Below are 24,059 nucleotides of genomic sequence, written 5' to 3'. Positions count from 1 at the left end.
TTACAGCTCCCGCGCCAGCCGCAGCATACCTGCGGTGATTTCGCTCAGCTGATCTGGCGAGGTGATGAAGGGCGGCATTGTGTAGATGTTGGTGCCGAAGGGGCGCAGAAACACGCCCATTTCATGCGCCCGGGCATGCGCCTCGTCGGCTGAGACGCGATGCTTCATCTCAATGACTCCAATGGCGCCCAGGACCCGCACATCGGCCACATTCGGCAGATCCCGCGCCGGGGCCAGTTCGGCCTGCATCTGTTCGCCGATTGCCGCCACCGTGCCGCGCCAGTCCTGCCCCGTCAGCAGGTCCAGCGACGCCTTGGCAGCGGCACAGGCCAGCGGGTTGCCCATATAGGTCGGCCCGTGCATGAACAGGCCCGGGTTGCCGCCGCCGATGCCCTCTGCCACCCGGTCATTGGTCATGGTGCAGGCAAAGGAGATATGGCCGCCAGTCAGCCCCTTGCCGAGGCAGATGATATCCGGCTCAACCGAACAGAAATTGGTGGCAAACAACTCGCCTGTGCGGCCAAAGCCGGTGGCGATCTCGTCGAAAATCAGGAGGATGCCCAGCTCATCACAGAGCGCGCGCGCCTGATTGAGATATTCGGGGTGATAGAAATACATCCCGCCGGTGCCCTGCACCACGGGCTCCAGTATGAAGGCCGCGATCCTCTTGGCGTTGGCCTCCAGCACTGCCCGCAGCTCGCCCAGGCCGTTCTGCGCCGGGTCGTCGATCCAATCCTCATGAATGCGGACTGGCGGGCGGGAGACGAAGTGCTGCACGCTCAGCGCGCCCTGGAACAGGTGGTGCATGCCGGTATCCGGGTCGCAGACGCTCATCGCCTTCCAAGTGTCGCCGTGATAGCCGGAGCGGATGGTGGCAAATTCCTTGCGCCCCGCCTGGCCGATGGCGTGCTGGTATTGCACCGCCATCTTCATCGCCACTTCGACCGAGACGGACCCGCTGTCGCAATAGAAGATGCGCGTCAGGCTTTCGGGGGTGATCTCCAAGAGCTTGCGGCCCAGGTCGATGGCCGGGTCATGGGTCAGCCCGCCGAACATCACATGCGGCAGGGCGTCGAGCTGGTCGTGGATTGCCTTGGTAATCGCCGGGTTCTTGTGGCCGTGCATCATGCACCACCAGGACGACATGGCATCTATCAGACGGGTGCCGTCGTCCAGGGTGATGTACATGCCTTCGCTTTCCTTCACCACAAAGGTCGGGCCGGGCTTGGCGACATTGGTGTAGGGATGCCAGAGGTGCTGTTGATCAAACTCCAGCTGGGTGAGGTCTGCGGCACTCATGCCAAGGCCTCCTTGATCAGATCCACCCGGATGCTGGCCTGAAAGGCCACGGCCAGCGCGTCAGAGGTCAGTTCGCCCAGCACCGGCAGACGGCCCAGATGCGCCACTTGGCCGAACTGGCAGATGGTCTCCTCAACCGCCGACTCTGCATCACCGATAAAGGCCACGCCCACCACCGGACAGCCTGCATCGCGCAGTGCCTTGAGTGACAGCAGCGTGTGGTTGATGGTTCCCAGCTGCGTCCGCGCGCAGAGGATCACGGGGGCGCCCCAGCGGGCGAACAGGTCGAGATACAGCACCTTGCGGTTCAGCGGCACCATCAGCCCGCCTGCGCCTTCGGCCACCAGCACGCCATCAACCTCAGGCAAAGACAGCGAATCCGGGTCGACCTCCGCGCCTTCGGCCTCTGCTGACAGGTGCGGCGAAGCGGGCAGTTGCAAAAGGTAGCCTTCGGCCAGCGCCGGGCGGCCCGACAGGCGGGAGACGATTTGGCTGTCGGTCTCCTCTTCCAGCCCCGATTGCACCGGCTTCCAATAGGTGGCGCCCAGCGCCTGCACCAGGCCGGCCGAGAAGACGGTCTTGCCGATGCCGGTGTCGGTTCCGGTGACGATCAGCGCGCTCATGGGGTTGTCTCCATTTCCCGGGAGAGGTCTTCGAACATCCGGGTGATGACCTCTACCCCCGTATTCAGTGTGATCGACAGCCGCAGCCGCGAGGTGCCGCGCGGCACTGTCGGCGGGCGGATGCCGCGGATGTCGTAGCCGCGCGCCTGCATGGCCGCGGCCAGCGCCATGGTGCTCTTGTCGTCACCGATCACCACCGGCAGGATTTGGCTTTGGAAACCATCCAGCCCGCACAGGCGCTTGGCCTCATCTTGGGCATGGGTAATTCCCTGCCACGCCTGTTCGCGGCGGCCCGGGTTCTGCTGAAGTTCCTGCAAAGCTGCGCGCACCAGGGCCGCGTTCAGCGGCGACGGCGCGGTGGCAAAGATGAACCCGCGCGCCTTGTTGATCAGTGTCTCGATCAAAACCTTCTGACCGCAGATCAGCGCGCCCGAGGCGCCCAGCGCCTTGCCGCAGGTGTGCAGGGACAGGACATTCGGACGGTTGGCGATGCCGTGCGCCAGCCCGCGCCCCAGATCGCCGAACACGCCGGAGGAATGCGCCTCATCCACCACCAGCACGGCGCCCTCTGCATCCGCCAGCGCCATCAGCGCGTCCAGCGGCGCGAGGTCGCCATCCATCGAATAGACCGCCTCAACCGCGATCCAGACCTGGCCCTCGCCACCTGTCGAGCGCCAGTCCTTCAGCACCCGTGCCGCGTCCTCCGCATCGCTGTGCGCAAAGCTGCGGGTCTCTGCCCGGCCCAGCCGCATCCCGTCATGGGTGCTGGCGTGGATCAGCGTGTCATAGAGCACCAGATCGCCCTGCTGCGGCAGGGTGGAGAAAATCGCCTGATTGGCATTGAACCCGCCGCCCATGAACAGCGCCGCCTCAGTGCCGAAAAACGCAGCCGCCTCAGCCTCCAGCAGCTGATGTTCTGCATCGTTGCCGCGCAGCAGGCGCGAGCCGCCTGCCCCCACCGGCACCCCGCGCGCCAGCGCGTCTGCGGCGGCGGCGCGCAGAACATGGCTGCCCGCCAGCCCAAGATAGTCATTAGAGGCAAAGTCATGCCCGTCCCGCGGCATCAGTTGCCGGTAGCGTCCGCGCGTACGCAGCGCTTCCAGCGATTTCTCATGCCGCGGAAAGGCGCCCGCCATCAGCGGCTGCCGTCGCAGCCTGCCGCCATCGCGGTGATGCCCAGACGGTCGAACAGCTGCTGGTCCTTGTCCTCTTCGGGGTTGTCCGCGGTCAGCAGCGTGTCGCCCACAAAGATCGAGTTGGCACCGGCAAAGAAGCACATCGCCTGCATCTCGTCCGACATATCGGTGCGGCCCGCGGACAGGCGCACGTGGGACTTCGGCATCAGGATGCGGGCCAGCGCCACCGAGCGGACGAATTCGATCGGGTCCAGCTTCTCGACATTGGCCAGCGGCGTGTCGGCGATCGGGATCAGCATGTTGACCGGCACCGAATCCGGGTGCACCTCCAGCGTGGCCAGCGCCAGCATCATGTCGATACGGTCCAGCTGCTTTTCCCCCATGCCAACGATGCCGCCGGAGCAGACCTTGATGCCCGCTTCACGCACCCGGTTCAGGGTGTCGATACGGTCGGCAAAGGTGCGGGTGGTGATGATTTCGGAGTAGTAGCGCTCCGAGGTGTCGATGTTGTGATTGTAGTAATCGAGACCGGCATCGCGCAGGCGGAACACCTGTTCCTCGTCCAGCATGCCCAGGGTCATGCAGGTTTCCATGCCCAGGTCCTTGACGCCCTGCACCATCGCCTCAAGCGCGGCCATGTCGCGGTCCTTGGGCGAACGCCAGGCGGCCCCCATGCAATAGCGCGTCGCGCCGCCTTCCTTGGCTTTCTTGGCCTCGGCGATCACCCGCTGCACCTCGATCAGCTTGGAGGCAGAGAGCTGCGCGCCGTTGCGCGCCGACTGAGAGCAATAGGCGCAATCCTCGGCGCAGCCGCCGGTCTTGATGCTGAGCAGCTTGGATTTCTGCACCTGGTTGGGATCGAAATACTGCCGGTGCACGGTGTGCGCCTGAAACAGCAAGTCCATGAAAGGTTTGTTATAAATCGCTTCCGCTTCCTCGCGGGTCCAGTCGGTGCGGATGGGTGCAGCGTCCAGCATGCTGTCTCCTGTTCTCTATACCTGTTGGCCATGCGCGGATGGCGTTTCCGGTTTTATAGATAATTTTGCAGCCCTCGATCAAGCATCAAAGCTGCGCTGCAGCGATTTGCCCCAACCCGGTGTCAATAAGGCCAATACTGAACTGATATTAATGCCAAAAAATAATCTACAAAGATTCCGGTTGACGCAAACCCCGCACCTCCCCTAGCCCTATAGGCACGCAGGGGAGTCCCGCCCAAGGGACTGAGAGGCGTCATGGTGCGGGGGATCCCGGACCGGCGGCGCGACCCTTTGAACCTGACCCAGTTGATACTGGCGTAGGAAGCAAGAAGCATCGCACGGCGCCCCGGCAGCAAGCGGTGTTTCGGACAGGCAGCATGCGTGCACCGGCCGTACACCGGCTGTACACCCCCCTGCCCGTTTTCCTCCGTCCCGGCTCAATTGGTGTTTTTGAACCGAAGGCCCGGAGGAACACCAGATGAACGTCCCCAACCCGAAAATCACCACGGGCGCATTGCCCGCATCGCGCAAGATCTACGTCAGCGGCGAGGTCCATGAGGACGTCCGCGTGCCGATGCGTGAGATCTCCACCCACCCCACCGCGGGCGAGGCGCCGTTGCCGGTCTATGACAGCTCCGGCCCCTATACCGATCCGGAGGTGCTGACCGACATCCGTGAGGGCCTGCCCGCCCTGCGCCGCCAATGGATCGAGGCCCGCGGCGATGTCGAGAGCTACCAGGGCCGCGACGTGAAGCCGGAGGACAACGGGTTTGTCGAGGGCGACCGTTTGACGCCGGAGTTCCCGGTGAAGCCCGCCCCGCTGCGCGGCAAGGACGGCAAGGCGCCGACCCAGCTGGCCTATGCGCGTGCGGGCATCATCACGCCGGAGATGGAGTTCGTGGCGATCCGCGAAAACCAGCTGCGCGAGCTGTCGCCCTGCCACGCAAACCGCGACGGCAATGACTTTGGCGCCAACATCCCGGACTACGTGACGCCGGAATTCGTGCGGTCCGAAATCGCCGCCGGTCGCGCCATCATCCCCGCAAACATCAACCACCCGGAAATCGAGCCGATGATCATCGGCCGCAATTTCAAGGTGAAGATCAACGCCAACATGGGCACCTCTGCCGTGACCTCCTCAATGGAGGAAGAGGTCGACAAGCTGGTCTGGGCGATCCGCTGGGGCGCCGACACGGTGATGGACCTGTCCACGGGCCGCAACATCCACAACACCCGCGAATGGATCGTGCGCAACTCCCCTGTGCCGATCGGCACGGTTCCGATCTACCAGGCGCTGGAGAAGGTGAATGGCATCGCCGAGGACCTGACCTGGGAAGTGTTCCGCGACACGCTGATCGAACAGGCGGAACAGGGCGTCGATTACTTCACCATCCATGCGGGCGTGCGGCTGCATATGGTGCCGATGACGGTGAACCGGGTGACGGGGATTGTCTCGCGCGGCGGCTCGATCATGGCGAAGTGGTGCCTGCATCACCACAAGGAGAGCTTCCTCTATGAGCATTTCGAGGAAATCTGCGACATCTGCCGCCAGTATGATGTGAGCTTCTCTTTGGGCGACGGGCTGCGGCCGGGCTCCATTGCGGACGCCAATGACGAGGCGCAGTTTGCCGAGCTGGAAACCCTGGGTGAGCTGACCAAGATCGCTTGGGCCAAGGACTGCCAGGTGATGATTGAGGGGCCGGGCCATGTTGCCATGCACAAGATCAAGGAGAACATGGACAAGCAGCTGGAGTGCTGCCACGAGGCGCCGTTCTATACGCTGGGGCCGCTGACCACCGACATTGCGCCGGGCTATGACCACATCACCAGCGGCATCGGGGCGGCGATGATCGGCTGGTTCGGTTGCGCGATGCTGTGCTACGTGACACCGAAGGAACACCTGGGCCTGCCCGACCGCGACGACGTGAAGACCGGGGTCATCACCTACAAGATCGCAGCCCATGCTGCCGACCTCGCCAAGGGTTTGCCCGGCGCCCAGCGCCGCGACGATGCGCTGAGCCGCGCGCGGTTCGAGTTCCGCTGGGAGGACCAGTTCAACCTGTCGCTGGACCCGGACACCGCACGCGAATTCCACGACCAGACCCTGCCGAAACAGGCCCACAAGGTTGCCCATTTCTGCTCCATGTGCGGGCCGAAATTCTGTTCGATGCGGATCAGCCACGACATCCGCTCGGAAGCGCAGAAAGAGGGCATGGAGGCGATGGCCGCCAAGTTCCGCGAGGGCGGCGAGCTCTATGTGCCTGCCGCTGAAGCAGCGGAACCGGCGGAATGATCACCATCGCAGGCGCGGGCCTGGCCGGCCTCGCCTGCGCCTATGAACTGGCGCAGCGCGGGGCCGCGGTCACCGTCTATGAGCGGGGCGAGACGCCCGGGGCTGGCAGTGTCGCGCGCTTTGCGGGCGGCATGCTGGCACCCTGGTGCGAACGCGAAAGCGCCGAAGCAGAGGTGATCACCCTCGGCAGCCGCGCCTTCGGCTGGTGGGCCAAGGTCACGACCGTGCACAGGCGCGGCACGCTGGTGGTGGCGCCTGCCCGCGACCGGGCGGAGCTCACCCGTTTTGCCCGCCGCACCAGCGGAAACCGGGGGGTGGACGGGGCAGAGATCGGCGCGCTGGAGCCAGCGCTGGCCGGGCGGTTTGCGCAAGGGCTGTTCTTTGAGAAGGAAGCGCATCTGGATCCGCGCCGCGCCCTGCGCGATCTGAGCGCCAAGGTGCAGGAACTGGGAGTGGAGATCCGTTACGGTGCCCCTGCCCCGGCCTGCGTCACGCTGGATTGCACCGGGATGGCGGCACCGCTGCCCGCCTTGCGCCCGGTGCGCGGCGAGATGGCGATCCTGCACTGCCCGGAGGTGGAGATCAGCCGCACATTGCGCCTGCTGCACCCGCGAATGCCGCTGTACCTGGTGCCCCGCGGCGATGGGCATTTCATGATCGGCGGCACCATGATCGAGAGCAGTTCCGACCGTGCCGTCACGCTGCGCTCGCTGAGCGAGCTTTTGAGCGCGGCCTTTGCCCTGCACCCGGGCTTTGCCGAGGCCGGCGTCGTGGAAACCGGCGCGGGCCTGCGCCCGGCCTTCCCCGAAAACCTGCCGCGGCTCACTGAACAAGACGGCACGCTTTACCTTAACGGGTTGTACCGCCATGGCTTTTTGCTGGCGCCCGCGATGGCGCAGCAGGCCGCGGAACACCTGCTACCGGAGACATCAGATGAAGATCATCGTGAACGCCAAACCGCATGAGGTTTCGGCAAGTGACCTGCAATCTGCCCTGCGGGAACTCGGCTTTGCCTGTTCCTCTGTTGCGACCGCTCTGAACGGCACATTTGTTGCCCGCGGCCAGCGGGCAGAGGTGCAACTGGCGGAGGGCGACCAGTTGGAAGTCCTGGCCCCGATGCAGGGAGGCTGAGATGGAATTCTACGGAACAGAGATCACCTCGCGGCTGCTGTTGGGCACCGCGCAATACCCGTCGCCTGCGGTGCTGGCGGAGGCGGTGAAAGCCAGCGGCACGGAGATCATCACCGTGTCCTTGCGCCGCGAAACCGCCGATGGGTCCGGCACCGCCTTTTGGCAGGAGCTGCAGAAGACCGGCTGCCGCATCCTGCCGAACACCGCGGGCTGCCATTCAGTGCAGGAGGCAGTGACAACGGCCCGTATGGCGCGGGAGCTGTTTGATACGCCCTGGATCAAACTGGAGGTGATCGGACACTCCGACACGCTGCAGCCGGATGTGTTTGGTCTGGTAGAGGCCGCGCGTATCCTGAGCAGCGAAGGCTTCCAGGTCTTCCCCTACACCACCGATGATCTGGTGGTGGGTGAGAAACTCTTGGAGGCGGGCTGCGAAGTGCTGATGCCCTGGGGCGCGCCGATCGGCTCCGGCCAGGGGTTGCGCAACCCGGACGCCTTGCGGGCGATGCGAGCGCATTTTCCGGGGGTGCCGATGGTTGTTGATGCCGGGATCGGGCGGCCCTCGGACGCGGCCCAGGCGACGGAGCTGGGCATGGATGCGGTGCTGTTGAACACTGCGGTCGCCAAGGCCGGCGACCCTGCGGGCATGGCCCGTGCAATGGCGCTGGCGGTTGAGGCGGGCCGTGCGGGGTTTGCAGCCGATCCAATGGAGCGGCGCGATATGGCGGTGCCCTCAACCCCGGTTCTGGGAATGGCGGAGTTTGCATGATGGAACGGTTTTATCTGATCACAGGCCATGTGGGACGGCTGGAGCTGCTGGTGCCGCATGGGGCCAAGCTGGTGCAGCTGCGGATCAAGGACCAGCCGGAGGCTGAGGTGCGCCGCCAGATCGCCCGGGCACGCGACTTCTGCGCGGTGCATGATGCCCAGCTGGTGGTCAATGACTACTGGCAGGCGGCGCTGGATCTGAACTGCAACTTTGTGCACCTGGGACAGGAGGACATGGACAGTGCCGACTTTGCCGCGCTGCGCCGCAAAGGGGTCCGCTTCGGCCTGTCGACCCATGACGAGGCGGAACTGGACCGTGCCCTGTCCCTTGGGCCCGCGTATGTGGCGCTGGGGCCGGTCTATCCGACACTCCTGAAGAAGATGAAATGGGGGCCGCAGGGGCTGGAGCGGGTCACGCGCTGGAAGCAGATGACAGGCGATGTGCCGCTGGTTGCCATCGGCGGGCTGACCCCGGAGCGGCTGCCGGGGGTTTTTGCAGCGGGCGCCGACAGCGCGGCGGTGGTGACGGACATCCAGCTGGCAGACGATCCTGAGGCCCGCACCCGCGAATGGGTGCAGGCTTGCCGGATCCGGGAGGACGCATGAGCCGCTATGCGCGTCAGATGGTCCTGCCGGAGGTGGGTGCAGAGGGGCAGGCACGCCTCGCCCGCGCCCATGTGCTGGTGGTTGGCGCCGGGGGGCTTGGCTGTCCGGTGCTGCAATACCTGAGCGGCGCGGGTGTCGGGCGGATCACGGTGATGGATGGCGACATGGTAGAGGAAAGCAACCTGCACCGGCAGGTGCTCTATTCCATGGCGGACATCGGTTTGCCCAAGGTGGAGGCGGCCCGGCAGCACTTGCTAGCCGCCAATCCGGGTTTGCAGTTTACAGCGCAGGCCCGGTATCTTGATGCAGCCAACGCGGAGCAGATGGTGGCTGGCGTCGATCTGGTGGTGGATGCGGCGGACAGTTTTGCGGTGTCTTATATTCTGTCGGATGAATGCCTGCGGCAGGGCAAGATGCTGGTTTCGGCCTCTGCACTGGGGCAGTCGGGCTATGCCGGGGGCTTCTGCGGCGGCGCACCGTCGCTGCGTGCCATTTTCCCGGACTTGCCTGCACAGGCCGCGACCTGCGCAACCGCCGGTGTGATGGGGCCGGTGGTGGGCATGATCGGCGCCCTGCAGGCGCAACTGGTGCTGAAGGCGCTGCTGGGTCATCAGCCCTCGCCGCTGGGGCAGCTGTTTGTTTTCCGGATGGGAGAAATGCAGGTCAGCACTTTCCGCTTTGACGAAGCCGAAGAGCCGGGGGAGGCCCTGCCCTTCATTGCAGCGGCTCATATCTCGCCTGACGATACGGTGGTTGAACTGCGGGACACCGCTGAGGCGCCCAAGTTGCTGGCTCCGCAGGCCCGCCGGATCGCGCGTGCGGAGCTAACAGCAGCGGGGCTGCCAAGGGAGAGCCGGATCGTGCTGTGCTGCCGCAGCGGGTTGCGGGCCTGGGGTGCGGCACAGGATCTGCGACAGGCGGGGTACAGCGATCTGGCCCTGCTCGCCGCGGGGGACAGCGCATGACGGTGATCCTGACCATTGGCGGCACCGACAGCAGCGGCGGTGCGGGGCTGACACGGGATACGGCGATGGCCGCAGAGCTGGGCGTGACTGTCCGCCCGGTGGTGACAGCCGTCACGGTGCAAACAGACGAGGCAGTTCTGGGTGTTCACCCCTGCCCGCCCGAGGGGGTGGCGGATCAGATCCGCGCGGCGCTGGCAACATCCCCGGCGCCGGGTGCTGTGAAGATCGGCATGCTCGGTTCCGCCGCAGTCGCGGAGGCTGTGGCGGCCGCCTTGCCAGCCGGGCTGCCCATTATCCTGGACCCGGTCCTGAAAGCGAGTTCCGGCGGCACATTGATGGACGCGGACGGCTTTGGTGTCCTGCTGCGCCGTGCCGCGCTGGTTACGCCGAACCTGGCTGAACTTGAGGTGCTCGCCGGAATAGGTGGTCCGCTTGAGACACAAGCAGCAGCCCTGCTGAGCCAAGGCGCGCAGGCGGTGCTGGTCAAGGGCGGGCACGGCACCGGCACCAAGAGCACCGACCTGTTGTTCACGCCGCAAAGGTCAGTCAGGCGGCACACGGCGCAGCGGCTGCCTGTTGCGAAACGCGGCACCGGATGCAGCCTCGCCACCGCAATTGCCTGCCATCTGGCGCGGGGCGCTGATTTGGACAGCGCTTGCGGTCAAGCCAAGCTCTCTGTCCACCGCTGGCTGCGCCGCTGACCGCGGCAAGGTCGCTGGCAGGCCGCTTTCAGGCCGGTTTCAGGACGGAGCGAAGCGTTCAGTCTCCCTAGGGTCGCGGCAGCACCGCTGCCATCTTAACAGGGAGACTTGCCGCATGGCCGAAATAACCGCGCTTAGCGCCGAAACAATGGCTGCCAAACTGCGGGCGCGGGAGCTGAGTGCCCGCGAAGTGCTGGAGGCCCACCAAGCGCGGACCGAAGTACAGGAACCCACGGTCAACGCTTTCATCACCCTGGACTGGGAGGCAGCAGAGGCGCGGGCGGCGGAGCTGGATGCAATGGCGACACGCGGGGATTTTGCCGGCCCGCTGCACGGTCTGCCCGTTGCCATCAAGGATTGCTTTGAAACCAAGGGGCTGCGCACCACCTGGGGGTCCAAGAGTTTTGAGACCTTTGTGCCGGATTACGACGCGCTGCATGTGGCCCGGCTGCGCGCAGCCGGTGCGGTGATCACCGGCAAGACCAATACGCCGGAGTTCACCCTGTCGGGCCAAACCGCCAACCTGGTCTCCGGCACCACCCGCAATCCACTGAACCCGCAAAAATCCGTTGCGGGAAGCTCCGGCGGCGCGGCAGCGGTACTGGCGGCAAACATGGCGGCGCTGGCCGACGGCTCCGACCTGGGCGGCAGCACCCGCACGCCCGCCGCCTGGTGCGGCGTCGTAGGGATGCGCCCCTCCTCCGGCCTGATCCCCTATGATCCGAACCCGGCGCCTTTTGACGGGCTGTCGGTGCCGGGGCCGATGGCACGGACTGTGCGGGACCTGGTGCTGATGCTGGAGGTGATGCAGGGCAATGCGGCCTGCCAGCCGCTGGGGTACTGGCAGGCGCTGCCGCGGCTGGCGGAGCTGGAAGAGGCCCCTGCACCGCGCTCTGGCCGGGTGGCGCTGTCACTGTCCCCGTTTGGCTCCAGCGTGGAGCCATCCGTGCAGGCGGCGATTGCCCCGGTGGAGGCGCTGTGCCGCGAGCTGGGCTGGCAGGTCGCGGAAGACACGCCGCCGCTGGAGCCGCTGCTGGCGCATCAGGACATCATCCGGGGCCAATGCGCGCTGCAGCTCCGGTCTGCATTGCAGCCGGATATGGCGCTGGCGGGCGAAAGCTACCGCACCGCTTGCGCCCAGGCCGAGGGGCGCAGCCTAGCGGAGCTGATCGCCTATCAGACTACCCGCGCCAAGGTCTGGGCAGATGTCTGCGCCTTCTTCCAGCGTTACGACTTTGCCCTCTGGCCCACTGCGACGGGGATGCCGTTTTCCGCTGACCTGCGCGACGGGGAGATCACCGAGGACTGGCGCACGGTGACGCTGACACCGCCGATGGAGCTGCCCTCTGCCTCCATCCCCTTTGGCAATTCCGCTGACGGGATGCCTGTTGGGCTGCATATCACCGGGCCGAAAGGGTCGGATGCGCGGCTGCTGCAGTTTGCCCGCAGCATCGAGCGGGCGCTTCAGGGCTGACGCGCCTCAGCGCATCCAGAAGCCTTCGGACTTGATCCGGTTGCGGATCGCCTGCTCGCGCCGCGGCAGGTTTTTGCGGTCAAACAGCGCCCGCACCTTCTCGCCGCGGCCCTGATAGACCATGCGCTTGATCGGCTCGTAGCCTTTCAGCACCTTTTTGATCTTGTTCGGTGCGGCAACCTCCTGCAGCACTTCCACCACGCGGTCGCTTTCTCGCGCGTAAAGCAGCGGGAACAGCCGGTAATGGCAGCTCACCCCCCCGTCGAGATAGCCTGCGGGCAGCGCGTCGCGCCCGCCGCCAAAAGAATGGATCACCAGCGGCAGCACGATCTGGTCCAGCCAGGGGTCCAGGCTTTGGCCCGCCAGTTCCTGCGGCGGGTCGTTCCGAACAGATTGCGCATAAACCAGAAAGCGTTTGCCAAAGGCCCGCGGGCAGGCGCCATAGAAAAAGCCCGCGTTGAAATAGAGGTAACGCTTCCAGTATTCATCCGGCTGGCTGAGATCGAGGCTGGATAGAAAATCAAGGCCGAAGCGGTCATAGAGCGCCTGCCAGATGCCCGCGTAGCCCGGACCGTACAGCGTCGGCTTCGGCCAGGTGCCCTCAACCCGCAGCGAGGCGCTGGGGCGGGAGAAGTCAAACGGCACCTCTGCCAGCTCGCCGGTGATCAGCGTGTCGGTGTCAAAGAACACAAACGGCTCCCCCTCGGGCAGCGCCTGCAGCGCCTCGATCTTGTTGCCATAGGGGTAGGCCGCGCCGAACAGCTTGCTTTCGAACGGCAGGATCTCTGCGCCCAGATCCGCAAGTGCCTGCAGGACATCCTGATTGCGGATGCCGGGATCTTTGTCCCACAGCGGCCCCGGCTGCGGCACGGCCACGAACAGGCGGCCGGAAAATCCCGGAGAACAGTGGCGCAGCGAGGCAGCAAACAGCAGCGCCTCATACTGCAGCCGGCCCGCTTGGCCGACGATCATCACATTGAAGGGGGCATTTGCCATTGTTTTCCCCGTTTTCCGTCTCTGCCGGGCGGTTAGGACTGCGCGTTAAGGCAGCAAAGAGAATTGCCTGCTAAGCTAGCTATAAGCCGGCAGGAAGCCGCGCAACCGGCCTTAGGAATTTCAGGGCGCCTTGTGACGCAAAAGGCGCCCGAGAGTGGAGAGAGACGATGTTTGACGTAATCCTGGCCATCATTGCTGCCTCGGCCCGACCCGGGGTGGACAGCGGCGCGCCGGCAGCTGCCGCAGCGGCACCCGCCGCGGAAGCGGTGCAGACCGCCCTGACCGCGGAACCGCAAGAGGCGACTGGCAGCTTTACGACCGCGCTTGAGGTCAAGCCGATCCTGGCGGCGACGCAGGCCAACTGGATCCATGTGCGCGAGTTTGATGGGCAGGATCTGCTCTATGTGACCCACCTGTGGTCCTGGCGCTGTGGCCTGGCGCAGATCAAGCTGGGGGTGAACGGCCAGGCGCCGGAAATCTGGCCGCTGCCGGACTGCCATCTGGACGAAGGCTTTCCCAACATGATCAAGGAAGAAGACGGCCTGCCCTACCGCAGCTACCCGCTGGGCTCGATCCAGCAGATCGCGGTTGAGGTGACCTATGATGACCTGACCTCCGAAAGCCTGACCTTCGGCCGCAACGGCCAGCCGGTGCAGTAATACAGAGCAGCTGCGGCCTGCAATCCGCGCGGCAAACGGGCTGTTACGGGGAAATGAGAGACACGCCGGGCAGACGCTGGATGGAATAGAGATCCTCCTCATAGGCCTCACTCATTTCCGCGACCAGCCCTGCAGTCCAGCCGGGGAAATCCAGCTCCTCCTCGAGCGCGTCCTCCCGTGCGAATTTTTCGAGAAAGGCTGCACAGACCCGGCGTTTGTGGATCTCTGTCATATCCGGGTGTGCGTCCAGATAGGCGCGCAACCGCTCAACCCCTGCGGGCTGCATGAGCGACGCCAGCAGGTCGAACCCGCCCTTGACCGGCGCTGACATTTCCAGCCCCGCGAGGTCACGCAAAACCTGGCCCCAGATCAGTGGCAAATCCTCGTAGCACCAGACCGTGATTGGCATCTGCGGCACCGCCTGCCGCATCCGCTGCAGCAGGCCGGACCAGCGCAGCTGCAACGGATCGCATCCCTGGAGAGCTTCGCGCACGGTGCCGCGGGCGGATTTTGCAAACAGCGCAGGCAGAAAGGCCGCCGGGTTGCGCAGCGCCATGAAGATTTCCAGCTGATCATAGGGAAACAGCTGCTGCAGCCCCTGCAGCCGCTGCTCTGCGTCCGGATAAAAACTGCTGCCCCGCAGCGCATGCCGCGGCGAGCCGAAGAAATGCGGGTTTGAAAACACCACCCGGCTGGCCGGGCTGTCATCCAGAATGGCATCCCACAGCACATCCGGCGCCTCTGCTGCGGCGGTGCCGCTTTTCATGGCGGCCAGGCAATCCTTCAGCAAACTGCGGTATTTTCCGGGACCGGGTACAACGACGCCTTGCCGTGACAGCGCGCCTGTGTTCTTCAACAGCGCCTTCAGCAGCAGGTCCTCCTCAGTGGCATGCGCGCCGCAGTGAATGATGACCTGCATGAGCGGACCCGTGTTTGCCTGTTGCCTGTGTCCAGACCTACTGCGGCGCGGCCGCCAGGTCAAACCAGAGGCCAGGCACCTGCCCGGTCTGCAACGGATATTCATCAGGTTTCCCCTACATAAGAACAGCCCTGTCCGCTTGTTGAAAAAGACCTCTTGCGACCGACCCGCGAACGATGCTAAGCGCGGTTTCACAGCTCAGCGCCCCTATAGCTCAGCTGGTAGAGCAACTGATTTGTAATCAGTAGGTCCGCGGTTCGAGTCCGTGTGGGGGCACCATTTTCCCGGATATCAGTTATTCCGAAGCAACCAGGTTGCGGTCTGCACAGGCGGATGAAAATACCTGCGGCAAAACTGCTCTGTATTTCGCTGCGGCGGGAAAAGACTTCAATTGCCTGCGCAGATGCGGGCGGCTTGCCGGCACTGTATACCCAAGGCGTTTCTACAAAATGCTGGCTTCGATCGCCAGGCCTCAGATGCGGAACGTGCTCCCGGCCCTCGCGCCGAGCTGCAGTTTTTGCTGAGCACTGGTCGCCAGCTTCAATGGCCAAAGTGTAACCTGGCACTCGAAAAAGTGAACTGGAGCTAGACTCCAATTGATGCTGGGAAATTCAAAATGATACCCGATCCGCGCTAGTATGGCGGGTCCGCATTTCAAATAATTTCTTGAAAATTTCGTAAAAATGACATAAGCTGATACTGCCATGCAACAGTGAGTGGTTAAATTATCCTAACATGGTAAACCGTGGACTTGATGCGTTCATCCGGGATCACGGAGAGCGTTGAATAGCAATTTGCTATTCTTCTCATTTGCTAATGGAGCAAAACTAGGGGGTTTATTTACTAGGGGGGGTATCAAATGATTGTTAGGCCAGAATTGCGCTGCGAAACACAAAGCAGCGCAAGCGTCCGTTCTGCACCTAAAAGCCTGCTTTCCTCTCGTGGAGAGCGTGCGGCCATCCGCAAGGACGCCGCCACCGGGCATGTGGGCAATTCTCCGAAGGCAGACCTGAAATTCCAGCTTGCAAAGACGAAAACCGGCTTGTGGCAAGTTCTGGATGCCAAGTTTGCTTGCGGCGGAGTGTTTCAGGACCGCGTGTCTGCCACGCGGTTTATCCGCCAGGAACTTGCCGGCTGCAGGGCGCCCCTTGTGTACGTGCTGATTGGGTCCTCAGAATAGGCGCCCCTCCTGCACGGCCCCGAACCGGGCTGCCACACAACTTCAAATACAGTTAATTTCCCCGGCCAGACCTGTGTCTGGGGTGTGCTGCGTTAGATATGGAGAATACCATGGAACACGTGCAGCAATTCGGATCGGAAAATGTCCAATTTTCCGAAACCGGACTATTTGCGAGATATGAATCCAATGTGCAATCCTATGCCAGGTCAATGCCTGCAGTTTTTGCAAAAGCCGTCGGCTGTGAAATCTGGAGCGAGGCGGGAGACCGCTATCTCGATTTTCTATCAGGTGCAGGATCACTGAATTACGGGCACAACAACCCCGTTCTGAAAACGGCACTGACCGAATATGTGAATTCGGATGGCATCGTTCACAGCCTTGACCTGCACACAGAGGCCAAGGCGTTCTTTCTGGCGGAACTTGCGGACACTATCTTGCGGCCCCGCGGGCTGGATTATGTTGCTCAGTTCACCGGGCCGACCGGCACAAACGCGGTGGAAGCGGCGTTGAAACTTGCCAGAAAAGTGACCGGCCGGACCACTGTTGTGCACTTTACCAACAGCTTCCACGGTGTTTCGCTTGGCTCGCTTTCCATGACCGGCAATCAGACCCTGCGCAAGGCGGCCGGCGTGCCGCTGCAGGGGGCGGTTTGCATGCCATTCGACGGCTATCTCGGGGACGGCGTGGATACGATCGCCATTCTGGACCGGATGCTTTGCGACAACTCCAGCGGCATCGACCTGCCAGCGGCGGTGCTTGTTGAAACCGTTCAAGGGGAAGGCGGCCTCAACCCCGCAAGCCGGGAGTGGCTGCGCAAGCTTGAGGCGCTGTGCAACCGCCTGGAGATCCTGCTTATTGTCGACGACATTCAGGCCGGCTGCGGACGCACCGGCACGTTCTTCAGCTTTGAGGCGGCGGGCATTGTTCCGGATATCGTCACGCTGTCGAAATCCCTCTCCGGCTATGGGCTGCCGCTGGCGATAGTCCTGCTGAAACGGGAACTGGATCAATGGGAGCCCGGTGAGCACAACGGAACCTTCCGCGGCAATAACCATGCCTTCGTGACCGCCGCTGCAACGCTGCGCCACTATTGGCGGACAAAGGACTTCTCCCGGGATGTCATGCGGAAGGCTGAATATCTCGAGGGACGCCTGCAGGGCATCGTCGCCCGGTTCCCCGGGCATCTGGAGAGGGTCAAGGGGCGCGGGTTCATGCGGGGCATCAGCTTTGCGAACGCAGGCAAGGCCGGTCAGGTGCGCGACCGCTGCTTCGCCCTTGGGCTGATCTGCGAGCGCTGCGGACCGGATGACGAAGTCGTCAAATGCATGTCGCCTCTGACGATCACCGACGGGGAACTGGCCGAGGGACTGGACATCCTGGAGCGCGCCACCGCTGATATTCTGGGTGCGCGAGGCAGATCCGGCCCGAAAATCCGCATCGCGAAGTCCTGACCCGGCAACTGTGCATCAGCTTTCCTAACCGCTGGACAGCGCTGTTGAGGGACGTTTGCATGAGAATTCCGGCTCAAAGTCTGCCGTTCTGCGACCCTTGAGCCGGAAAGGTTGGGAAGGGGGGCACAGTTTTCCTTCCCAACCGGACTGCGGGCACCGCATTTGCGAGCCTGCAGCCGCATCCATCCACGCAATCCCCGCCAGGGCGACGGAAAGCACAGAGCACAGCACCACCACGCAACGACGCCTGAACAGCCCGCGCTGCACGGCGTTCCGGCCAATGGAGCTCAAAAGTGCTTACGTGTCATTCAGCAGTGAACTCTGTCCGCTGGCAGCCCGGTGAACGGCTGCACCACCTGTTCGAAAGACGCTGCGATGAATTCGAGGCCGCCGGCGACAGTGACCACCTTGCAGTCATTTCCAGGGACGCAACGCTGACCTTCCGGGATTTGGACAACCATGCCAACCAGCTGGCCCGCTACCTGCTGTCAAACGGGCTGGGACCGGGCAACCGCATTGGCCTGATGTTCGACAAATCCGCGGCATCCTATACCGCCCTTCTGGCGGTGCAGAAGATACATGCCGCATATGTGCCGCTGGATGAAGGTTTCCCCCGCGAGCGCATAGCCTTCATTCTGGAAGACGCGGGCGTCGACGCCGTTCTTTCGCTTGAGCGGTATGCCGGCTGCTTTAGCGGAATTGATCTTCCCGCACATTTTCTGGACTTCGCTGCGCCGCAAATCGAAGCCTGCAGCACTGCCCGGCTGAGCCCCGCTGAACTGACAGGCAAAGGCGACGAGGTTGCCTATCTCATCTACACGTCAGGCACGACAGGGAAGCCGAAGGGCGTCGTGATTGAACAGGCGAGTATCTGCAATTTTGTGCGGGTCGCAGCCGAGACCTATGGCTACCGGCCCGACGACCGGGTGTATCAGGGCATGACGATTGCGTTCGACTTTTCCGTCGAAGAGCTTTGGGTGCCGCTATTGGCCGGGGCGGCACTTGTTCCCACCAAGCAGGGAGTGAGTCTCGTCGGAGAAGAACTGGCAGATTTTCTACGCCGGCGCCAGGTCACTGCGATGTGCTGCGTGCCGACGCTGCTGGCGACATTGGAAGAAGAATTGCCAGACCTGCGGCTGCTGCTTGTTTCGGGAGAGGCATGTCCGCAAGGCCTGATCTCGCGCTGGCACCGGGATGGCCGCACGATCCTGAATGCCTATGGCCCAACGGAAGCGACCGTTACATGCACCATAACTGAACTGCACCCGGACAAGCCGGTCACCATCGGCGGCCCGCTGCCCAGTTATTCGATTGCCATCCTCGACCCGGACGAGGACACCGAGCTGGCAGATGGCGAGCTGGGGGAAATAGCCGTCGCAGGCGTTGGCTTGGCCGCCGGCTATCTCAACCGTCCTAATCTGACAGCCAGGAAATTTGTTCCCGATTGCCTGAACGGCCCCAACAATCCCTCCCGCCGACTTTACCGCACTGGCGATCTGGGCCGTATCAACGCCGATGGCGAAATCGAATTCCACGGCCGGATAGACACCCAGGTCAAACTGCGGGGGTACCGTATCGAGCTGACGGAAATCGAGTCGGTGCTGCTTGAACTTCCTGAAATCTCTCAAGCCGTCGTCGACACCTGGGAAACCGAACCCGGCACGCGGGAGCTGGTTGCCTATTACGCACTCAATCAAGGTGTTGCAGCGCTGGACAGGGAAACTGTCGCCCGGAAGCTGAAGGAGCGGCTGCCGGCCTATATGATCCCTTCATATCTGGAGGAGCTGAAACACATTCCAATGACCGTCAACAACAAGGCGGACCGGAAGCAGCTGCCGGCCCCGGCCGGGCCGCGCTTCATTGTCAGCAGCAAGAATGCGGTTGCCCTGCAGGGCGAAGTGGAGGAATTGCTCGCCGGGCAGCTTTACCCGATACTGAATGTTGAACAGATTTCGGCGGACGACCATTTCTTTGATGATCTTGGAGCCCATTCCCTGCTGATGGCGCGCTATTGCGCAGTGCTGCGCAAATGCCCCGAGCTGCCGAGCATCTCGATGCGCGATATCTACCTTAACCCGACGATCCGTAAGCTGGGCGATTTTGCAAAGGCCGCAGCACCTGCCCCGCAGGTCCGCAAACCGCCGCAGGCGCCCAAACCCGCACACATCGCAAGCGACCGCGCGTACCTTCTTTGCGGAGCTGCGCAAGCCGCCTGGATGATGGCCTATGGCCTGGCGGGCTTGTGGCTGATTGTCAAATCCATTGAATGGGCGCTGTCGGGCAGCCCCACCGCCATAGAGGCGGGCGGGCGCATGATGCTCGCCGGTTTTGGTCTGTTTGTGCTGTTCAGCCTGATTCCGATTGCCGCGAAATGGACGCTGATCGGCCGTTGGAAGTCTGGGCGTTTTCCGATTTGGAGCATGGCGTATTTCCGGTTCTGGCTGGTCAAGGGACTGGTGCGCAGCGCTCCGCCGGCCCTGCTCGCCGGCACGCCGGTCTACAATGTCTACTTGCGCGCCCTTGGTGCCAGGATCGGACGCGGCACTGTTATCCACTCCGCCACGCCGGTCTGTACCGATCTGCTGTCAATCGGCAGCAACACAATCCTGCGCCGCGAAACGGTTGCACTTGGTTACCAGGCCGAAGCCGGCTTCATCGAGACCGGGCCAGTCACCATCGGAGATGATGTGTTCATCGGCGAGGCCAGCATTCTTGAAATCGGCTCGTCAATGGAAGACGGAACCCAGCTTGGCCACGCGTCGAGCCTGGAAAGGGATCAAGTTGCACTGTCCGGCAAACGCTATCACGGCACCCCTGCTGTCGAAACAAAGGACGACTATTGCAGGATCGAACCGCGCCGCTGCAGCGAACTGCGCCGGTGGGCCTATACGCTTGGCGGACTGGCCTTCGGCTTTCTGATGTTGGGGCTGATGTCCAGCGTCTTGGGCGCGGTCATTCTGGGCGGCTATGTGAATGAAATCGCCGCGATCACTGACTTGCGGGAAATGGCAATCCTCGCCGTGCAAGTCACGCTTGTTCTTTACCTCGTGGCCTTTCCTGCCGGGTTGCTGTTCATCGGTATCATGCCGCGCATTGCACATAAATTCGTGGAACCTGGCCGGGTCTACACGCTGTATGGTTTTCACTACTTCATGCACGGCCTTGTTGCCCGCTGGTCGAATTCACGCTTCTACAATCTGATTTTCGGCGACAGCTCGGCAATTGTCTACTATCTGCAGTATGTGGGTTTTAGCCTGAACAAGGTGATACAGACCGGCTCCAACTTCGGGGTCAACCAACGCCACACCAACCCGTTTCTCTGCGACATTGGCACCGGCACGATGGTTTCCGATGGGCTGTCCATGATCAACACTGAGTATTCGGCATCCTCTTTCCGCGTGTTGCCCGTGAAGATCGGTGCGCAGAACTATCTGGGCAACAACATCCACTATCCTGCCGGCGGGCGTACGGGTGAAAACTGCCTGATCGGGACCAAAACGATGATACCTGTCGACGGGCCGGTTTTGGAGAATACAGGCCTATTGGGTTCACCCCCGTTTGAGATTCCCAGGGCCGTGCAGCGTGACACAGAGATGGCGAGCAAACTAGAAGCAGCTGCCCGCGCCGGCCGGCTGAGGGAGAAAAACATCCACAATCTGAATACGGCGCTGATCTATCAGGCAGCTATGCTTGTGCTTGTCTGTATCATGCTGTTCTCGGCTCAAATCGCCTGGCAGAGCTATCTGGTGGTTGGTTTTCCGGCCTTAGCAGTCGTGGCGATCGGCATGAGTTTCTTCACAATCGGCTATTTTGTCTTTTGTGAACGGGCCAGCCTCTCCTTCGGCAGGCTGAAACCGCGCCAGGCAATTGTGCTTGATGACTACTTCTGGTCGCACGAACGGCATTGGAAAATGACTGACCATCCTGTCATCAACCTGTTCGCGGGAACACCTATGCGCGGGATTATCGGCCGTCTTCTGGGCATGCGGATCGGGCGCAAAATGTTTGATGATGGTGCCCAGTTCGTGGAACGCACCCTGATCAGCATCGGTGACAACGCAACTTTCAACTACAGGGCGACGCTGCAGTGCCACTCCCTGGAGGAAGGCGTGTTCAAATCGGACCGCATCTCAGTGGGCAGCGGGGCCACGGTAAGCGTTGGCGGCTTTGTCCATTACGGTGCCAGCGTTGGTGACAAGGCGGTCTTGGGAGCCAACGCCTTCCTTATGAAAGGTGAAGAAGTCTGTGCAGGCGATGTGTGGTGCGGCAACCCGGCCTGCCCGCCGCCGCATACCGAAGCAGAAAGCGCACTGAACTTCGGCCACCGCGACGCAGAGGTGCGAGTAAACGCTTGCCAGCAGCCGCTTTGTGCCGAATGATTCAACCGGGCATTGCTTGCCCGCCGTGTTGCAGACGGCAATTGAGTGCGTCATGTTCGACCGGCAGGGATGCCCTGCTGTAGGCAGTATCTTGAGCACGGACCGGGCAGGACCTCAGGAGGACCGCAAGGAAATGAAATCCATTGTTGTGACATGCGCGGCGTGCGCCTTGGCGCTTGCGGTGCCTGCGGGTGGCTGGGCCGAAGAAAACCGTCTGGTTCTTCTGGATGGAGCAGACGGGCCAGAAGACGAAAGCTATGATCCAGCCGCGCCCTTTCTGGCTGAACTGACATTGGAATATCTCCACAACGACAGTGATGATCCGGACGATCAGGAAGACGAATACACAGCTACGCTGGATCTCGAGTTTTATTTGAACGAGAACGTCTTGCTGGTTGGCACCTTGCTTGGCACATCGGTGAAAGGTGAGGGAACATTTCCGAACGACTACGATTTCTATTTTGAAGAATTGTACCTGAATGCAGAGATTGACAGCGTTGGTGTCTTCGGCGGCAAGTTCAACCCGGTGTTCGGAATAGGTTTTGATGACGTGGCCGGAGAGCTCTACGGTGCGGGCTATCACGACGATTATGAACTGACTGAGCGGCTTGGAGCAGGTGTTTACTACTCCTTCGAGGATGCTTTGGGCGGTGAACACATCCTAGGCGCCAGCGCCTTTCAGCTGGATACCAGTTTCCTCGCCAAGAGCTTTTTGCGCGGTGAGCGGCTTGCGTCCCGTACAGACGGCGGGCTGAGCAACACTGGCGGCCTGAATTCCTACAACATCTGGCTGGAAGGCGAAGATGCCTTTGGCATCGAGGATTCCCGCTACAACATCACTTACCGCTCGCAAGAGGGCGGGCTTCCGGGAGAGGCAACGGAAACCGGCTTTGCCGCTGGCGCCAGCAAGCTGTTCGAGCTTGCCAACGGCAATGAGCTGGAAGTGTTCGCCGAACTGGTCAGCCTGGACAACTCGCAAGACGACGGCGTGACCTTTGATCAGGAAACCTTGATGGCGAACGCCGCATATTATTTCGGCGCCGACTGGGTCGCCACACTTGGCGGCGGCGTGCAGGACATCGGCAACAGCAGCGACACATCCGAAATTGCCAATGGCAGCAACCGCTTTGCCACCGCGTCTGTGGGCAAGACTTTTTTTGACAGCCTGTATGTGGAGCTGGCATACAAACGCGAAAAGACGAGCGGCAGCTACGAAAACTCCGCTGGCGTTTTGTTTTCCTATAGCGTTGATTTTTAAGTAAGGCTGGAAAACTGCGCGAATTTTGGCGGTTTCAATTGTCCCCCGTCAGCCAGCCGGAAACCTGCGACGCCCTGCCTGATGCCTGGTTGTGCAGTTTGGCAAAGATCTCAAGCGGCTCCGAAATCATGCCAAGCGGCAGTTTAACCAGATACCGGCTTGGAAGACTGGCTCCCTCAGGAAAAACTGCACAACCAAATCAGGCGTTCCAGCATCAATCAGGACACTTTGAAAATATTGCCATTGGTGATTTGGCGCACTGCCCGGTCCATACGGAATTGATTGCCCCGATCGGTGTGCTCATCCGCCAGCAGATCCTCGTATCTATCGGCCACGGCACGCAAGTGTTCCAGAGCGTCATTCTTGCGGTCCTTCAGTGCCATCAGGTAGCCGCGCGACAACTCCAGGAAATACTCGTACTTGCGCTCAATACCCGGGAAGGCAACAGCGTCGTGATATGCCAAGCATTCTTCGTAGCTGCCTTGGGTGAAAGGATCATAGTCAGCTACTTCCTGCGGTACGTCCTTGATGCTGGTATAAATTGATGACGTGAAGACCTGGCCCTCCCAGCGGTAGTAATCCCTGAGGTAGCCCATCGTGACCTTGATCCAGGGCAGCCGGTCAAAGAAGAAGTCCTGATTGATCAATACAGAGTTCCCACCGATCATCGAGGGGTAAAACTGTTTCGAGACATGGGCGTTCAAGCGCATGGTTTTGCAGACATCTATGAACGCTATCTCGATAGGAGCGCCCTCCCACACTTCTTCGTTCAAGTCACCGATGTGAAGCGAGATCAGGTCTCTGTAGGGGTCTACGTTCTTTTCCAAAATGGGAACAAAGCTCTCCCCGAGAACGTAGGGTGTGCCATGGAAGACCCTGTTTTTGTCGATCTTGTCGCTGGCAGGCGCAGGCAGGAACCCCAGTTCGTAACCGTGCAGAGGCCTGGCATCGGGAAAACCCGAGAAATCCATTCTGGCAAAGTCCTGGTTGGATTGGAGACCAGAAGCACTGGCAACCAGGGAAGATCCAAAGAAGCTGCCGCCGTCGATGATGGCCCCATCACCGCGGTACAGCTTGCTGGTCAGAGCAGCCAGCATTGCCCGTTCCATATATGACAGCATGCCCGGTGCGCCGCTCTGGCGTTGGCTAAGCACTAGGTTGGGAAGGTCAAGTTTTTCTACAAACGAGCTGCCGACGACCCCCGCCGCAATCACTGAATACATATCAAATCACCCTTTTCTGTT

19 protein-coding genes, 1 tRNA gene and 1 riboswitch are annotated in these 24,059 nt (G+C 62.0%); of the genes, 13 read left to right on the top strand and 7 right to left on the bottom strand.

Going from position 1 to position 24,059, the window contains the following annotated elements:
- From bioA to bioB, 4 genes are read right to left on the bottom strand one after another with little or no spacing between them, the layout of a single operon-like run.
- Positions 1–1,299, bottom strand: coding sequence for an adenosylmethionine--8-amino-7-oxononanoate transaminase (gene bioA, locus RA25_RS08045; RefSeq protein WP_039171383.1), 1,299 nt, complete (start codon positions 1,297–1,299; stop codon positions 1–3).
- Positions 1,296–1,922 carry a dethiobiotin synthase gene (gene bioD, locus RA25_RS08040; protein ID WP_039171381.1) on the bottom strand — a complete coding sequence of 209 codons (627 nt, stop codon included), beginning with the start codon at positions 1,920–1,922 and terminating at the stop codon, positions 1,296–1,298. Before bioD ends, bioA begins: the two co-directional genes overlap by 4 nt.
- Entirely contained in the window at positions 1,919–3,058 is a 1,140-nt protein-coding gene (locus RA25_RS08035) for an 8-amino-7-oxononanoate synthase (RefSeq protein ID WP_039171379.1), read from the bottom strand. Before RA25_RS08035 ends, bioD begins: the two co-directional genes overlap by 4 nt.
- A complete protein-coding gene (bioB, locus tag RA25_RS08030; RefSeq protein ID WP_019294655.1) occupies positions 3,058–4,035 on the bottom strand; it encodes a biotin synthase BioB in 978 nt (325 codons plus the stop codon). The genes RA25_RS08035 and bioB overlap by 1 nt, the downstream gene beginning before the upstream one ends.
- 212 nt (positions 4,036–4,247) lie before the next feature.
- Positions 4,248–4,376: riboswitch (TPP riboswitch) on the top strand.
- A 137-nt stretch (positions 4,377–4,513) separates the two neighbouring features.
- Between bioB and thiC the strand changes: the two genes are divergently transcribed.
- From thiC to RA25_RS07990, 8 genes are all read left to right on the top strand, one after another.
- Positions 4,514–6,328 (top strand): phosphomethylpyrimidine synthase ThiC, encoded by a 1,815-nt coding sequence (thiC, locus tag RA25_RS08025; protein ID WP_039171374.1) that lies wholly within the window; start codon positions 4,514–4,516, stop codon positions 6,326–6,328.
- Positions 6,325–7,293 carry an FAD-dependent oxidoreductase gene (locus RA25_RS08020; protein ID WP_039171371.1) on the top strand — a complete coding sequence of 323 codons (969 nt, stop codon included), beginning with the start codon at positions 6,325–6,327 and terminating at the stop codon, positions 7,291–7,293. The genes thiC and RA25_RS08020 overlap by 4 nt, the downstream gene beginning before the upstream one ends.
- Positions 7,262–7,459 carry a sulfur carrier protein ThiS gene (gene thiS / locus RA25_RS08015; RefSeq protein ID WP_019294658.1) on the top strand — a complete coding sequence of 66 codons (198 nt, stop codon included), beginning with the start codon at positions 7,262–7,264 and terminating at the stop codon, positions 7,457–7,459. Before RA25_RS08020 ends, thiS begins: the two co-directional genes overlap by 32 nt.
- 1 nt (position 7,460) lies before the next feature.
- The gene (locus RA25_RS08010; protein ID WP_039152468.1) at positions 7,461–8,228 is read left to right on the top strand and encodes a thiazole synthase; all 768 of its coding nucleotides are present in this window, start codon (positions 7,461–7,463) and stop codon (positions 8,226–8,228) included.
- Positions 8,228–8,833, top strand: coding sequence for a thiamine phosphate synthase (locus RA25_RS08005; protein WP_039171451.1), 606 nt, complete (start codon positions 8,228–8,230; stop codon positions 8,831–8,833). The genes RA25_RS08010 and RA25_RS08005 overlap by 1 nt, the downstream gene beginning before the upstream one ends.
- A complete protein-coding gene (locus tag RA25_RS08000; protein ID WP_039171369.1) occupies positions 8,830–9,798 on the top strand; it encodes a HesA/MoeB/ThiF family protein in 969 nt (322 codons plus the stop codon). Before RA25_RS08005 ends, RA25_RS08000 begins: the two co-directional genes overlap by 4 nt.
- The gene (gene thiD, locus RA25_RS07995; RefSeq protein ID WP_039171366.1) at positions 9,795–10,499 is read left to right on the top strand and encodes a bifunctional hydroxymethylpyrimidine kinase/phosphomethylpyrimidine kinase; all 705 of its coding nucleotides are present in this window, start codon (positions 9,795–9,797) and stop codon (positions 10,497–10,499) included. The genes RA25_RS08000 and thiD overlap by 4 nt, the downstream gene beginning before the upstream one ends.
- A 115-nt stretch (positions 10,500–10,614) precedes the next feature.
- Positions 10,615–11,973, top strand: coding sequence for an amidase (locus RA25_RS07990; protein ID WP_039171362.1), 1,359 nt, complete (start codon positions 10,615–10,617; stop codon positions 11,971–11,973).
- Positions 11,974–11,979: 6 nt separating this feature from the next.
- On the opposite strand, the gene RA25_RS07985 is transcribed toward RA25_RS07990, so the two are convergent.
- Positions 11,980–12,969, bottom strand: coding sequence for a hypothetical protein (locus RA25_RS07985; protein WP_039171359.1), 990 nt, complete (start codon positions 12,967–12,969; stop codon positions 11,980–11,982).
- 167 nt (positions 12,970–13,136) lie between these two features.
- On the opposite strand from RA25_RS07985, the gene RA25_RS07980 reads away from it, so the two are divergent.
- Positions 13,137–13,628: a hypothetical protein gene (locus tag RA25_RS07980; RefSeq protein ID WP_039149838.1), complete on the top strand. Its 492-nt coding sequence runs from the start codon at positions 13,137–13,139 to the stop codon at positions 13,626–13,628.
- A 43-nt stretch (positions 13,629–13,671) separates the two neighbouring features.
- On the opposite strand, the gene RA25_RS07975 is transcribed toward RA25_RS07980, so the two are convergent.
- Positions 13,672–14,547, bottom strand: coding sequence for a hypothetical protein (locus RA25_RS07975; protein ID WP_039171356.1), 876 nt, complete (start codon positions 14,545–14,547; stop codon positions 13,672–13,674).
- A 203-nt stretch (positions 14,548–14,750) separates the two neighbouring features.
- Between RA25_RS07975 and RA25_RS07970 the strand changes: the two genes are divergently transcribed.
- From RA25_RS07970 to RA25_RS07950, 4 genes are all read left to right on the top strand, one after another.
- A tRNA-Thr gene (locus RA25_RS07970) sits at positions 14,751–14,826 on the top strand.
- Between the two features lie 1,011 nt (positions 14,827–15,837).
- Positions 15,838–17,178 (top strand): diaminobutyrate--2-oxoglutarate transaminase, encoded by a 1,341-nt coding sequence (gene ectB, locus RA25_RS07960; RefSeq protein WP_052254204.1) that lies wholly within the window; start codon positions 15,838–15,840, stop codon positions 17,176–17,178.
- A gap of 293 nt (positions 17,179–17,471) precedes the next feature.
- Complete coding sequence (locus tag RA25_RS07955) at positions 17,472–21,557, top strand: Pls/PosA family non-ribosomal peptide synthetase (protein ID WP_082023052.1); 4,086 nt, start codon at positions 17,472–17,474, stop codon at positions 21,555–21,557.
- A 133-nt stretch (positions 21,558–21,690) separates the two neighbouring features.
- Positions 21,691–22,815 (top strand): hypothetical protein, encoded by a 1,125-nt coding sequence (locus RA25_RS07950; protein ID WP_039171350.1) that lies wholly within the window; start codon positions 21,691–21,693, stop codon positions 22,813–22,815.
- Between the two features lie 218 nt (positions 22,816–23,033).
- Here RA25_RS07950 and RA25_RS07945 read toward each other — a convergent pair whose 3' ends face one another.
- Positions 23,034–24,038 (bottom strand): hypothetical protein, encoded by a 1,005-nt coding sequence (locus RA25_RS07945; protein WP_152612175.1) that lies wholly within the window; start codon positions 24,036–24,038, stop codon positions 23,034–23,036.
- Between the last annotated feature and the right edge of the window lie 21 nt (positions 24,039–24,059).

The organism is Leisingera sp. ANG-S5, assembly GCF_000813925.1.
In the GTDB taxonomy this organism is placed as follows: Bacteria; Pseudomonadota; Alphaproteobacteria; order Rhodobacterales; family Rhodobacteraceae; genus Leisingera.
Note: the sequence above shows the minus strand (reverse complement) of the source record. Positions and strands in the feature narration are given on the sequence as shown.

Coding starts and splice junctions, on each gene's coding strand:
- bioA (WP_039171383.1), bottom strand. CDS start 1,299: ATGAGTGCCGCAGACCTCACCCAGCTGGAGTTTGATCAACAGCACCTC.
- bioD (WP_039171381.1), bottom strand. CDS start 1,922: ATGAGCGCGCTGATCGTCACCGGAACCGACACCGGCATCGGCAAGACC.
- RA25_RS08035 (WP_039171379.1), bottom strand. CDS start 3,058: ATGGCGGGCGCCTTTCCGCGGCATGAGAAATCGCTGGAAGCGCTGCGT.
- bioB (WP_019294655.1), bottom strand. CDS start 4,035: ATGCTGGACGCTGCACCCATCCGCACCGACTGGACCCGCGAGGAAGCG.
- thiC (WP_039171374.1), top strand. CDS start 4,514: ATGAACGTCCCCAACCCGAAAATCACCACGGGCGCATTGCCCGCATCG.
- RA25_RS08020 (WP_039171371.1), top strand. CDS start 6,325: ATGATCACCATCGCAGGCGCGGGCCTGGCCGGCCTCGCCTGCGCCTAT.
- thiS (WP_019294658.1), top strand. CDS start 7,262: ATGAAGATCATCGTGAACGCCAAACCGCATGAGGTTTCGGCAAGTGAC.
- RA25_RS08010 (WP_039152468.1), top strand. CDS start 7,461: ATGGAATTCTACGGAACAGAGATCACCTCGCGGCTGCTGTTGGGCACC.
- RA25_RS08005 (WP_039171451.1), top strand. CDS start 8,228: ATGGAACGGTTTTATCTGATCACAGGCCATGTGGGACGGCTGGAGCTG.
- RA25_RS08000 (WP_039171369.1), top strand. CDS start 8,830: ATGAGCCGCTATGCGCGTCAGATGGTCCTGCCGGAGGTGGGTGCAGAG.
- thiD (WP_039171366.1), top strand. CDS start 9,795: ATGACGGTGATCCTGACCATTGGCGGCACCGACAGCAGCGGCGGTGCG.
- RA25_RS07990 (WP_039171362.1), top strand. CDS start 10,615: ATGGCCGAAATAACCGCGCTTAGCGCCGAAACAATGGCTGCCAAACTG.
- RA25_RS07985 (WP_039171359.1), bottom strand. CDS start 12,969: ATGGCAAATGCCCCCTTCAATGTGATGATCGTCGGCCAAGCGGGCCGG.
- RA25_RS07980 (WP_039149838.1), top strand. CDS start 13,137: ATGTTTGACGTAATCCTGGCCATCATTGCTGCCTCGGCCCGACCCGGG.
- RA25_RS07975 (WP_039171356.1), bottom strand. CDS start 14,547: ATGCAGGTCATCATTCACTGCGGCGCGCATGCCACTGAGGAGGACCTG.
- ectB (WP_052254204.1), top strand. CDS start 15,838: ATGGAACACGTGCAGCAATTCGGATCGGAAAATGTCCAATTTTCCGAA.
- RA25_RS07950 (WP_039171350.1), top strand. CDS start 21,691: ATGAAATCCATTGTTGTGACATGCGCGGCGTGCGCCTTGGCGCTTGCG.
- RA25_RS07945 (WP_152612175.1), bottom strand. CDS start 24,038: ATGTATTCAGTGATTGCGGCGGGGGTCGTCGGCAGCTCGTTTGTAGAA.